The organism is Acinetobacter sp. TAC-1 (assembly GCF_029025845.1).
In the GTDB taxonomy this organism is placed as follows: domain Bacteria; phylum Pseudomonadota; class Gammaproteobacteria; order Pseudomonadales; family Moraxellaceae; genus Acinetobacter; species Acinetobacter guillouiae.
The window spans coordinates 4,431,584-4,445,053 of the sequence record NZ_CP118892.1; the positions used below are offsets into that span (position 1 = coordinate 4,431,584).

The window sequence follows — 13,470 nt, forward strand, 5'->3', positions numbered from 1 at the left end:
ATTTTATTTTCTCAATATTTATAGTAAATTTCCTGCAAATACAAGTTATTTTAGACCAAATAACCATAAAAAAAGGAGATTCATCAATCATTTAATGAATCTCCTTATGTTTGATCAATGCCGGCTTATAAAACCATCGCAGCAATCCAACCAAACACCAATAATGGAATATTAAAATGGATAAATGTTGGAACAACCGTATCCCAAATATGATCATGTTGCCCATCTACGCCCAAACCAGCCGTAGGTCCCAAGGTCGAATCTGAAGCTGGTGAACCCGCATCTCCTAGTGCTGCCGCAGTACCAATTAAGGCAACAGTTGCAAGCGGAGAGAAGCCGAATTGTACACATAAAGGAACATAAATGACTGCAAGTACAGGCACACTTGAAAATGATGAACCAATTCCAATCGTTACAAATAAACCAATAAATAACATCAAGAAAGCAGCCAGCGCTTTATTGTCACCAATCAAATGTACAACACCGTTAACCAACTGATTAATGTCCCCAGTATGGGTCATCACAGATGCAAAACCCGCGGCAGAGATCATGATAAAACCGACCAATGCCATCATACGCATCCCTTGTACAAAAACATCATCCGCTTCTTGCCATTTAAAAATCCCTGCGGCAGAGAGAACAGAGAACCCGACCAATCCACCAAGAATCATTGAGCCTGAATACAATTGAGAGATCAGGGTTAAAATGATTGCCAGCAATGCCATAAGAATAGTTTTCTTGGCAATCACAGGAGCTTCTTGCTTGGCTTCTTGCTCTAAGGCAATGCCATCAGCTTTTAATACCTCAACATTTACCGCACGAAGTGGTTTATCTAAATCAATCGTGGTAATTGGTGCAACATTACGATCAACATAAATACGCGGTTTACGATAACTGACAAAAACGGCAAATAAAGTACCAATCACCATACCCAATACAGGAATAGCCATCCCCATAGGCATCATGCTTCTTTCAACATGCAGATGATAAGCAGCGCCAATTTTGTTGATATTTCCCATCAGAATTTGTTCAAGAAAAATTGCACCAAAGCCTACAGGCAAGAAGATATATGTGCCGACTAAACCTAAGGTCAGTACACATGCTGCGGCACGACGGTCGAGTTTCAAGTGATTCATCACTTTTAATAACGGTGGAACAAGCACAGGAATAAACGCGATATGCACAGGAATTAAGTTTTGTGAACAAATCGCGGCAATCAGTAAAATACCCAATAATAAGAATTTTACTTTGGTTGCTTGTTTCTGCGTGGCTTCCATACCGAGTAAGCCGATCAGTTTATAGGCCAATAAATCAGGCAAGCCTGACTTTGAAAGTGCCAAAGCGAAAGCGCCTAATACCGCATATGCCAAGGCAACTTCTGCACCATCACCCAAGCCCGCATTAAATGCTGTAACAGTATCTGACAGACTTAAACCTGCAACCAACCCACCTATAATTGCTGAAATAACCAATGTTAAAACAACAGAAACTCGTGCCAGTGACAAGATAAACATCACGGCAATCGCAATAACGACAGCATTCATGGAGAAATTTACGAAAATTTGAAAGCCGATATTTTATCAGATTCACTACAATGAAGCTGTAATTTAGTCGAACTGGTCATAAAATGAATAGGCCATGTGAAAACATGGCCTATTTTTATAAGAGTTCACATCACTTTAAGCGAATCAACTCTCACTATTTTTGAGTGCAAATGTTTGAATATATTGTGCAATCTCTTGTGGTTGGCTAAGTACTGCCCAATGGTTTGCATCAACTTCTACACGTTCAAAATCTGTTGCCCATTTAGGCACTTCATCAATCAATTCTGGGCTTACAAATTTATCTCTTAACAGTACAACCGCCTGTACAGGACATACTGCATAACGCTGACGCGGTCGAGTTAAACGTGGAAGAAAGTTAGCACGGTATAGTCCGATACCATGTTCACCATCTTTTGCAATATTTTGATTTAACGGTAAGCCTTTCTTTTTCTCAAGTTGCGTTAAAATTGCGCCCCAGCGTTGTGGACTAAAGAAATGCCAAACGGTCGGTGCAAGAAATGGTAACTGGAATGCAACGATATACCAAGATTTAAATAACTGCTTAAAAAATTTAGGCTTTTCATGTAAAAACTGTTCACGCATCCAAAAAGCAGCGTGATCCAAGCAAGGTCCAGACATGGTGGTATAAGACAAAATACGGTTTTTAAATTTAGGTTCAGTCACAGATTCCCACGACTGAATCGAGCCCCAATCATGCGCTGCAAGATGAAAATTACGATTGGGCAGTAGCTCATTTACCACGCACTCTAAATCCAGAGATAAGCGTGCTAAAGCATAATCACGAATTCGTTTCGGCACAGAAGACTGTCCTGCCCCACGTACATCATAAGTAATGATGTAAAATTTTGAGATCAATTGCTCAATAATCGGTTCCCAAACTTCCTGATTATCAGGATAGCCATGCACTAAAACCAATGCAGGGTTTTCAGCATTACCCCATGTTTTTGCATAAAGTTTTTGCTTATCTTGTGTGGATATCCAATAAGTTTGCACTTGCATTGAGTCACCTTTTATTGTTTTACCATTGGCTGTGATTTCGTAGTAGAGGGCATTTGGATCAATGCCACATTCCATTCAGTTCTTTATTATGGTTTAAAAATCGATAACTAGAATTGACCATGAATGCGCTAATCAAAAAACTACAGACAATCCCATTTGTTTCCAAATTTATGTTGAATCATTTTTCTCCATATAAAGGTGCAGGGATTGAAATCGAAAAAATTGATCTAAAAAACTATCATGTTCGGGTCAAAATGCCACTGACACACAGCAATCAAAATATTGTTGGTGTGCACTTTGGCGGTAGTTTGTATTCAATGGTTGATCCATTTTATATGCTTCTTTTAATGCATCATCTGGGTCCGAAATATATGGTTTGGGATAAAACCGCAAGCATCAACTTCCTTTCCCCTGGACGTAGTACGGTTTATGCAGATATTCGTTTAGATGCGATTGAAATTGAACATGTCAAAGATTTAGCTGAAAACTATAGTCCAGTCTATCGTAACTATACCGTGAATATTTTTGATGATTCTGGTTTAAGAATTGCTGAGGTACAAAAAACCGTATATATCCGTCGTAAAAACCCCCACCCCTTAAAACGCTAAACAAGATTTAAATCAGTTTTGCTAAAGCGAAACATCAATAGAATGCCGCAACAGTACTAAGATGGTCAGATCTTTTAAGCTTAGATATGAATAGGGATAAAAATAAGCGCATCACGTAATCAGCAATGCTAATACGTTGCGCTTATTTTTATTGAGTCTTGGGTTTAGACGCTTACTTATTTTGCTCAATAGCAGCACCAGCACCACCACCGATCGCGCCACCAATTGCAGCACCGGCATCACCGCCAAGAACACCCTTACCAAGGACTGAGCCAATACCCGCACCGATACCACTATAAGTTGCATTGCGATTTGAACCATTGTTGGCTTTGCTTCCAACAGCAGCACCACCACCTGCACCAACAGCAGCACCAACGCCATTACCTGCATGATTACCTACACCGCCACCAACAGCACCACCAAGGGCCGCTGAAGCAATACGCTTATCGTTTGCTGACATGTTTTCACAACCTGTAAGCATCACAATAGGTAAACTCACACACATCATAGTCATTACTATTTTTTTCATGTTATTCATCCTTTCTATCTGAACTTACAAATGCAATTGATTAACACTGATTTTATGAAAACACTAATTTATGGATTAAATTAAATTTTCATGTTGCCATTTGTAGCCTTTGATTATCAAAGATGCACAATCGAATTTAAATAACATTCATGTTAATAAGAAATTATTCGATCGCTTTCATAAAGCAAAAGATGATCATGTTGAGTGAATCATATTGGTATTGAAAGTCCCTTCTCGCTTTGGGAGAAGGCTAGGATGAGGGAAATTTCATGTTGATTTATCGTTTTAAAAAGGCGTTATGAAAAAAGCCTACCTTTGAGCAATCACTTTCTAGTTAAATATTTAAAAACAACGGGTTAATCATCAAATAACTCATATTGAATCTTAATTTTTTTATTTAAATTTTTCTTTGAGAAAACGATAACTTGCATAAACAAGCATCAAGATTGCCAGCTGGCTGAATACCAAGAAAAGCATAAAAAAGAGTTCAGCAAAGACAACGCCAAGTTGATAGTGATACAAGGATTGGAATAAATAGCCATTTCGACCTAAACCTATGGTCATATCTTGTTGAGCGAAATGCCATTGCATCATCGAAAAACTAAACCAGATAAAACCAAGAATACATACAACCACAAGCACCGCATCCCATAACTTAAACTGCGCTGTCTGGGGTATTGTTTGAGGTGTAGTTTCACGCCCTTCTTGCCAAATCATGCAAAATATAAAAACGGCCCAAATGCTGCTCAATAGCGAAAAATATGCAGTCACCGATACCGTATAAAAAGCCAAGGGACCAAACCTTCCCGTTTGAATCTTTAATTTTTCTGTGATGAATTGAAATACATCGTGCTGCCAATTCATTTCTGGCTGAGCTGGTAAAAACATCAACAAACAGACGGGAACGAACATGACTGCCAGTAAAACTATCCATATATTTCTAATTTTAATTGCCATTTTTAATGTTTGTAACTGAGGTCTACTCAGTATATAAAAAAAGACGCCCTAAGGCGTCTTCTTCATTTCAAAAGCTGTTTAACTTAGAAAGAATCTTCGTTTAAAGCTTGAGAGAATGCTTGATCAACTTCAGAGAAGTCATTTACAAGCTCATGCTCTGCAGCTTCTGCTTCTTGACGACGACGCTCTAAGTGGTATGCAAGACCAGTACCTGCTGGAATCAAGCGACCTACAACAACGTTTTCTTTCAAGCCACGTAAATCATCTTCTTTACCTGTTACAGCCGCTTCAGTTAACACACGAGTTGTTTCCTGGAACGATGCAGCAGAGATGAACGAGTCAGTAGAAAGCGATGCTTTGGTAATACCCATCAATTGACGTTCATACTTCGCAGGGAACTTGTTCTGAGCCAATACCGCTTGGTTTTCGCCCACAACGCGGATGTAATCCACTTGTTCGCCTTTGATAAAGCTTGTATCGCCACCGTCGGTAATGTCAACTTTACGCAACATTTGACGAACGATTACTTCGATATGCTTATCGTTGATTTTTACACCTTGTAAGCGGTAAACGTCTTGAACTTCGTTCACGATGTAGTTGGTTAATGCAACTTCACCTTTCAAACGCAAGATGTCATGTGGGTTTTGTGGACCATCAGAAATGGTTTCACCACGGTTCACATGCTCACCCTCAAACACGTTAATGGTACGCCATTTTGGAATCAACTCTTCATAAATTTCAGAGCCATCATCTGGTGTAATCACTAAACGGTTCTTACCTTTGGTTTCTTTACCAAAGCTTACAACACCTGAGATTTCAGCAAGAATTGCATGTTCTTTCGGCTTACGTGCTTCGAACAAGTCAGCTACACGCGGTAGACCACCGGTAATATCACGAGTACGTGAAGTTTCTTGTGGTACACGACCAATAACGTCACCAACACCGATCGTCTCGCCATCACGAACAGTCACGATCGTGTTTTGTGGCAAGAAGTAGAACTGTTCGCCGCCATCGGTTGTATCCAACACGATTGCAGGACGCAAATCTTTACCAGAAGCAGGACGTGCTGTTACAGGTAAAATTTCAACAGTGGTCATACCTGTTGCATCATCAGTTTTCGATGTTGCAGTTACGCCATCCGAAATTTGGCTGAAGCGTGCTTTACCAGCAACTTCTGTAACCAATGGATGTGTATGTGGATCCCAAGTTGCAACAATACCGCCGCCTTCTACAGGTTGACCATCTTTAATCAAGATAGACGCACCGTATGGAAGTTTATAACGCTCACGTTCGCGACCTAAATCATCAGCGATACCGATTTCACCTGAACGTGAAACAGACACCAAGTGACCTTTGGCATGTTGAACAGTTTTAACGTTATGGAAACGAACTGTACCTTTGTTACGTACTTGTACGCTATTTGCAGCAGACGTTCGGCTTGCAGCACCACCTACGTGGAATGTACGCATGGTTAACTGTGTACCAGGTTCACCAATTGATTGCGCAGCCATAACACCGACAGATTCACCTGGATTCACCAAGTGACCACGCGCCAAGTCACGACCATAACATTTAGCACATACACCGAAAGTCGAAGCACAGTTTACAACTGAACGTACTTTAACTTCATCGACACCCGCATCTTCAAGATACGCCGCGATTTTCTCGTCAATCAATGTGTTACGTGGAAGCACAACTTCATCTGAACCCGCTTTTTTCACGTCTTCAGCAGTTACACGTCCTAATACACGTACACTTAATGGCTCAATGACATCGCCACCTTGAATGAACGGAGTCATTACAAGACCTTCAAGCGTACCACAATCTGGCTCAGTAATAACCAAGTCTTGCGCAACGTCGACTAGACGACGTGTCAAGTAACCAGAGTTTGCTGTTTTAAGTGCTGTATCGGCCAAACCTTTACGCGCACCATGTGTTGAAATGAAGTACTGAAGTACTGTCAAACCTTCACGGAAATTTGCTTTAATCGGTGTTTCAATGATCGAACCATCTGGTTTCGCCATCAAACCACGCATACCTGCAAGCTGACGAATCTGAGCTGCCGAACCACGGGCACCAGAGTCAGACATCATGTAGATACTGTTGAATGATTTTTGCTTCTCGTCTTCACCCTGTTTGTTTTTAACAGTCGTGAATGACAAGTTGTCCATCATCGCTTTGGCAACTTGGTCGTTAGTACGCGCCCAAATATCGACAACTTTGTTGTAACGCTCACCCGCAGTTACGAAGCCTTGCTCGAATTGTTGTTCAATTTCACGAACTTCAACTTCTGCTTTTTCGATAATTGCTTGTTTTTGTGGCGGAATCAACATGTCTTCCATACCCACAGAAACACCAGAACGTGTTGCTTGACGGAAGCCCAAGTACATCAATTGGTCAGCAAAGATAACTGTATCTTTCAAACCTAATTTACGGTAGCAAGAGTTAATCAACTTAGAGATATTCTTTTTAGTCATCTCAACGTTGATTTGTTGGAAATCCATACCTTCAGGAACAACTTCCCAAAGTAAGCAACGACCAGGTGTCGTATCTACAACAATGGTTTGATGCTCACGGTTACCGTTTTCATCAATCACTGTTTGGTGTACACGTGCTTTTACACGCGCATGTAAGTCAACTTGACCTGTTGCAAGTGCACGGTTTACTTCGTGAGTATCCGCAAACACCATGCCTTCACCTTTGGCATTGATTGCATCACGTGTGATGTAATACAAGCCCAAGACAACGTCCTGAGAAGGTACGATGATCGGCTCACCGTTGGCAGGTGACAAGATGTTGTTGGTCGACATCATTAACGCACGAGCTTCTAATTGAGCTTCAAGTGTTAATGGAACGTGAACCGCCATTTGGTCACCATCGAAGTCGGCGTTAAACGCAGCACAAACGAGTGGGTGTAAACGGATCGCTTTACCTTCAATTAGAATAGGTTCAAATGCTTGAAGACCTAAACGGTGAAGTGTTGGCGCACGGTTCAACATCACTGGATGTTGACGAATTACAGATGCAAGAACGTCCCAAACTTCAGGAGTTTCACGCTCAACCATTTTCTTCGCAGCTTTAATGGTTGTTGCTTGGCCAGAAGCTTGTAGCTTAGCAAAGATAAACGGCTTGAATAATTCAAGTGCCATTTTCTTCGGAAGACCACATTGGTGCAAACGTAAAGTTGGACCTACAGTAATTACCGAACGACCAGAGTAGTCAACACGCTTACCAAGTAAGTTTTGACGGAAACGACCTTGCTTACCTTTGATCATATCTGCCAAAGATTTAAGCGGACGTTTGTTCGAACCGGTAATAGCACGACCACGACGACCATTGTCCAATAACGCATCTACAGACTCTTGTAACATACGTTTTTCGTTACGTACGATAATGTCTGGTGCAGCAAGGTCAAGAAGACGTTTTAAACGGTTGTTACGGTTGATCACTCGACGATAAAGATCGTTCAAGTCAGAAGTCGCGAAACGACCACCTTCAAGCGGTACCAACGGACGAAGATCAGGTGGAAGTACTGGAAGTACATTCATCACCATCCATTCTGGCTTGTTGTTCGACTCTTTGAACGCTTCCATCAACTTCAAACGTTTAGAGGCTTTTTTAAGCTTCGTTTCTGAAGTTGTGTTCGGAATTTCTTCACGTAAACGAGAAATTTCAGCTTCAAGATCGATATCTTTCAACAAATCTTGAACTGCTTCTGCACCCATTTTCGCGCTGAATTCGTCACCATGTTCTTCTAACGCAGTGAAGTATTCTTCATCGTTAAGAAGTTGGTACTTTTCCATTGGCGTCATGCCAGGATCAGTAACCACATAAGATTCGAAGTACAATACACGTTCGATATCACGTAAAGTCATATCAAGTAATAAACCGATACGGCTTGGTAATGATTTCAAGAACCAAATATGCGCAACTGGAGAAGCAAGCTCGATGTGACCCATACGCTCACGACGAACTTTTGCAGTTGTTACTTCAACGCCACATTTTTCACAAATGACGCCTTTATATTTCATACGCTTGTATTTACCACACAAGCATTCGTAATCTTTTACTGGACCAAAGATTTTGGCACAGAATAAACCATCACGTTCTGGTTTAAACGTACGATAGTTAATGGTTTCTGGCTTTTTAACTTCACCGTGAGACCATGACTTAATCATTTCTGGTGACGCAAGACCAATACGGATACGGTCAAACTCTACTGGAGCGTGACCATCTGAATCCGTCTTTTTGCGCATGATATCGAGCAAGTCTTTCAATTTTTTTCTCCGTGTGTCGAAGCGCTTTTCAGGCTACGACTGGGTCACAAATATTGTTTTTTCACTGAGATTTGGAATCTCCCCTAACCCCTCTTTAAGAAAGAGGGGAACTTCCCCCTTTAACAAAGGGGGATCGAGGGGGATTTAGTCACCATTTTTCAGTTCAATGTTGATACCTAAAGAACGGATCTCTTTGGTCAATACGTTAAACGATTCAGGCATACCCGGATCCATATAATGGTTACCATCTACGATGTTCTTATAGATGCGAGTACGACCTTCAACGTCATCCGACTTCACAGTAAGCATTTCTTGAAGTGTATAAGCAGCACCATAAGCTTCTAGTGCCCAGACTTCCATCTCACCGAAACGCTGACCACCGAATTGTGCTTTACCACCAAGCGGTTGTTGAGTTACAAGTGAATAAGAACCAGTAGAACGTGCATGCATCTTGTCATCAACCAAATGGTTCAACTTGAGCATGTACATATAACCAACAGTTACTGGGCGGTCAAAACGCTCACCTGTACGTCCGTCATACAATACTGTTTGACCTGTACGTGAGATACCACCAAGCTCAAGTAACTCTTTGATCTGACTTTCTTCTGCACCATCAAATACTGGCGTAGCTAAAGGAACACCTTTACGCAAGTTACCTGATAACACCAAGATTTCTTCATCAGTTAAGCTATCAAGATCTTCTTGCTCGCCACCAACTTTGTTATAAATCTTGTCTAAGAAATCACGAAGCTCAAGAACGGTACGTTGCTCTTTCATCATCTTGTCGATCTTATCGCCAAGACCTTTTGCAGCCATACCTAAGTGAGTTTCAAGAATCTGACCCACGTTCATACGTGATGGTACACCCAACGGGTTAAGTACGACATCAACTGGAACACCATGGATGTCATGCGGCATGTCTTCAACAGGCAAGATGTTTGATACAACACCTTTGTTACCGTGACGACCCGCCATCTTATCACCAGGCTGGATACGACGTTTTACAGCTAAGTAAACTTTAACAACTTTCAAGACACCTGTTGTAAGCTCATCACCTGTAGAAAGTTTGCGTTTTTTCTCAGCAAATTTCTCATCAATCTCGTAGCTCTTCTCTTTCAAGAACACTTGAATTTGAGTTAAGCGTTCAGCGATGCCTTCATCTGTTGGTTGAACTTCTAAAAGATCAACAAGCTCTAAACCAGACAATACATCTTCAGATAGCTTATCACCGCGCTTGGTCGTACCGCCGCCATTCGACTCTTGGCCTTTTAACAAACGGATAATACGTTCACGAGCAGCTTCTTCGAAGATTTTGAATTCTTCTTTCAAGTCTTTACGGTAAGCATCAAGCTGCGCTTTCTCAATCGCTTGAGCACGTTCATCTTTCTCGATACCGTCACGTGTAAACACTTGAACGTCGATGACTGTACCTTTAACGCTTGAAGAAACACGTAAAGATGAATCTTTAACGTCTGCCGCTTTCTCACCAAAGATTGCACGAAGTAATTTTTCTTCAGGGGTTAATTGTGTTTCACCTTTAGGTGTCACTTTACCAACAAGAATATCACCCGCTGCAACTTCAGCACCGATATAAACAATACCTGATTCATCAAGTTTAGATAACGCTGCTTCACCTACGTTAGGAATATCGGCAGTGATTTCTTCCGCACCTAACTTCGTATCACGCGCAACACATGATAATTCTTGAATATGAATTGACGTTAAACGATCTTCTTGAAGAACACGTTCAGATAATAAAATCGAGTCTTCATAGTTATAACCGTTCCAAGTCATGAACGCGACACGCATGTTCTGACCCAATGCTAATTCACCACCATCAGTTGATGGACCATCAGCAAGAACGTCACCACGGCCGACTTTATCGCCCATGCTCACAAGCACTTTTTGGTTAATACATGTGTTTTGGTTTGAACGCGTGTATTTGATCAAGTTGTAGATATCTACACCTGCTTCACCCGCGATCATTTCATCTTCGTTGACACGAATAACCACACGTGATGCATCTACAAACTCAATGCGTCCGCCACGTTTCGCGATCACACATACACCAGAGTCGTGCGCTACGTTTGCTTCCATGCCGGTACCCACAAGTGGTTTATCAGCAAGCAATGTAGGAACAGCCTGACGTTGCATGTTTGAACCCATCAATGCACGGTTGGCATCATCGTGTTCAAGGAATGGAATAAGTGATGCAGCGACAGATACAACCTGTTGAGCAGATACATCCATATGCGTCACTTTTTCAGGTGGCATACGAACGAAGTCACCTTGGTGACGTACTGAAACGAAGTCTTCTGTTAAATGTCCATCTTTATCCAATGCAGAATCGGCCTGTGCAATAACAGTACCTACTTCTTCAATTGCAGATAAATATTCAACATCATCTGTTACACGACCATCAACAACGCGACGGTATGGTGTTTCCAAGAAACCGAAGTTGTTCGCTTTTGCATAAACAGAAAGCGAGTTGATCAAACCAATGTTTGGTCCTTCAGGAGTTTCAATTGGACATACACGACCATAGTGAGTTTGATGTACGTCACGTACTTCAAAGCCCGCACGTTCACGTGTCAAACCACCAGGCCCAAGCGCAGATACACGACGTTTGTGTGTAATTTCTGACAACGGGTTGTTTTGATCCATAAACTGTGACAATTGGCTTGAACCAAAGAATTCTTTGATTGCAGCAGCAACTGGTTTCGCATTGATCAAATCTTGTGGAGACAAGTTATCTGTTTCAGCTTGGTTTAAACGCTCTTTAACAGCACGTTCAACACGAACTAAACCAACACGGAATTGGTTTTCTGTCATTTCACCAACAGAACGTACGCGACGGTTACCCAAGTGATCGATATCGTCGACTTCACCTTTACCGTTACGAATTTCTACCAGTGTTTTCAGTACATCAATGATGTCATCGTTAGAAAGAATACCTTCTACTTCACGAGACTTCTGATCTGTACCTACTTCGTAAGGACGACCCAAACGACGGTTAAACTTCATACGACCCACAGGCGATAAATCATAACGCTCTGTAGAGAAGAATAAGTTATTGAATAAGTTTTCAGCCGCTTCTTTCGTTGGTGGCTCACCTGGACGCATCACTTTGTAGATTTCTACAAGTGCTTCTTCACGACCAGATGTTGTATCTGCACGTAAGGTGTCAGCAACAAAAGAACCACGATCGATGTCATTGGTGAACAGGATATTAAATTGTTTAATACCACCTTCAGCAATTCTGACCAAAATCTCATGACTTAATACAGTGTTAGCAGTAATTACTTCACCGTCTTTAAGTACGATATCTTCAGCAGTAATACGCTCATACAAATATTCATCTGGAACTGGAAGTTTAGTTAAACCAGCAGCTTCCATTTGACGTACATGGCGAGCATTAATACGTTTACCTTGTTCAACAATGGCTTTACCATCATTGTCCACGATATCAAATTGAGCCATTTCACCACGAAGACGTTCAGGCACAAGGTCAATCTGATAGCTACCCATATCAAGATATACAGGTACTTTTTCGTAGAACATATTCAGAATTTGTTCATTGCTATAGCTCAATGCACGTAACACAACAGTCGCAAGCAATTTACGACGACGGTCAATACGTACAAAGACTAAATCTTTAGCATCAAACTCAAAATCTAACCATGAACCACGATAAGGAATAATACGTGCTGAATAAAGCACTTTACCGCTTGAATGCGTTTTACCTTTATCATGGTCAAAGAATACGCCTGGTGAACGGTGTAATTGAGATACGATTACACGCTCAGTACCATTGATGACAAAGGTACCATTCTCAGTCATGAGTGGCATTTCACCCATGTACACTTCTTGTTCACGTACGTCTTTAATAGATTTCGTTTCACGATCTTTGATGATCAAACGAATTTTAACGCGCATTGGTGCCGCAAAGGTTGAGCCACGAAGAATACATTCGCGAACATCAAACTCTGGTTTACCAAGACTATACTCAACGAATTCTAAAGCAGCATTGCCCGAATAACTTTCAATAGGAAAAACTGAACGAAATGCAGCTTGGAGACCGATATCTTCGCGATTTTTTGGTGTTTTGCCGTCTTGCAAGAATGTTCTGTACGAGTCGACTTGAATCGAGAGCAGGTACGGAGCATGCATGACTTGGGGCAATTTACCAAAATTCTTACGGATCCGTTTCTTTTCGGTATATGAGTATGCCATCTGGAGTCCTCGGAAAGTAAACTAAGTCCGCCTGCAGAACGAACTTAGAAGGAATTACGCAGGTCGATATGACCACCACTTTTATACAAATGCTGCAAATTTCAGTGGTACAAAACGCTTAGCAATATTTTTAAAATGGAAAAATATTGGTAAGCGTTTGATTGTGTTTATTTATTTTTAAAATTGATGGTTTTTCTACCAATCAATCTAAAATCGAGCCGATTATTGTAACGCAAAAAGGCTGATGACCCAAGAGCCATCAGCCAATTTTTGGGGTCAAATTAAAATTCGACCCCTAGCGA

Annotated in this window: 7 protein-coding genes; 1 reads left to right on the forward strand and 6 read right to left on the reverse strand. The window is 41.3% G+C overall.

Annotated features, from left to right (window positions below; translation table 11 throughout):
• Positions 1–125 precede the first annotated feature (125 nt).
• Positions 126–1,544 (reverse strand): Na+/H+ antiporter family protein, encoded by a 1,419-nt coding sequence (locus tag PYV58_RS20745; RefSeq protein ID WP_004818515.1) that lies wholly within the window; start codon positions 1,542–1,544, stop codon positions 126–128.
• 144 nt (positions 1,545–1,688) lie between these two features.
• Positions 1,689–2,564, reverse strand: a complete 876-nt coding sequence (locus tag PYV58_RS20750) for an alpha/beta fold hydrolase (protein WP_034617325.1) — start codon at positions 2,562–2,564, stop codon at positions 1,689–1,691.
• A 119-nt stretch (positions 2,565–2,683) separates the two neighbouring features.
• Here PYV58_RS20750 and PYV58_RS20755 point away from each other — a divergent pair, with 119 nt between their 5' ends.
• On the forward strand, positions 2,684–3,172 hold the full coding sequence (locus PYV58_RS20755) for a DUF4442 domain-containing protein (RefSeq protein ID WP_004818511.1): 489 nt from the start codon (positions 2,684–2,686) through the stop codon (positions 3,170–3,172).
• 172 nt (positions 3,173–3,344) lie between these two features.
• Here the strand turns inward: PYV58_RS20755 and PYV58_RS20760 are convergent, their stop codons facing one another.
• From PYV58_RS20760 to rpoB, 4 genes are all read right to left on the reverse strand, one after another.
• Positions 3,345–3,701 (reverse strand): hypothetical protein, encoded by a 357-nt coding sequence (locus PYV58_RS20760; protein ID WP_004718470.1) that lies wholly within the window; start codon positions 3,699–3,701, stop codon positions 3,345–3,347.
• Between the two features lie 393 nt (positions 3,702–4,094).
• On the reverse strand, positions 4,095–4,658 hold the full coding sequence (locus PYV58_RS20765) for a hypothetical protein (RefSeq protein WP_034617310.1): 564 nt from the start codon (positions 4,656–4,658) through the stop codon (positions 4,095–4,097).
• Between the two features lie 83 nt (positions 4,659–4,741).
• A complete protein-coding gene (rpoC, locus tag PYV58_RS20770) occupies positions 4,742–8,935 on the reverse strand; it encodes a DNA-directed RNA polymerase subunit beta' (protein WP_004718473.1) in 4,194 nt (1,397 codons plus the stop codon).
• A 144-nt stretch (positions 8,936–9,079) separates the two neighbouring features.
• Positions 9,080–13,168, reverse strand: coding sequence for a DNA-directed RNA polymerase subunit beta (gene rpoB, locus PYV58_RS20775; protein WP_004718475.1), 4,089 nt, complete (start codon positions 13,166–13,168; stop codon positions 9,080–9,082).
• Positions 13,169–13,470: the final 302 nt, after the last annotated feature.

Bases quoted from the DNA above. Each gene is read 5' to 3' on its own strand.
- PYV58_RS20745 (WP_004818515.1), bottom strand. From the start codon at position 1,544: ATGAATGCTGTCGTTATTGCGATTGCCGTGATGTTTATCTTGTCACTG.
- rpoB (WP_004718475.1), bottom strand. From the start codon at position 13,168: ATGGCATACTCATATACCGAAAAGAAACGGATCCGTAAGAATTTTGGT.
- PYV58_RS20750 (WP_034617325.1), bottom strand. From the start codon at position 2,564: ATGCAAGTGCAAACTTATTGGATATCCACACAAGATAAGCAAAAACTT.
- PYV58_RS20760 (WP_004718470.1), bottom strand. From the start codon at position 3,701: ATGAAAAAAATAGTAATGACTATGATGTGTGTGAGTTTACCTATTGTG.
- PYV58_RS20765 (WP_034617310.1), bottom strand. From the start codon at position 4,658: ATGGCAATTAAAATTAGAAATATATGGATAGTTTTACTGGCAGTCATG.
- PYV58_RS20755 (WP_004818511.1), top strand. From the start codon at position 2,684: ATGAATGCGCTAATCAAAAAACTACAGACAATCCCATTTGTTTCCAAA.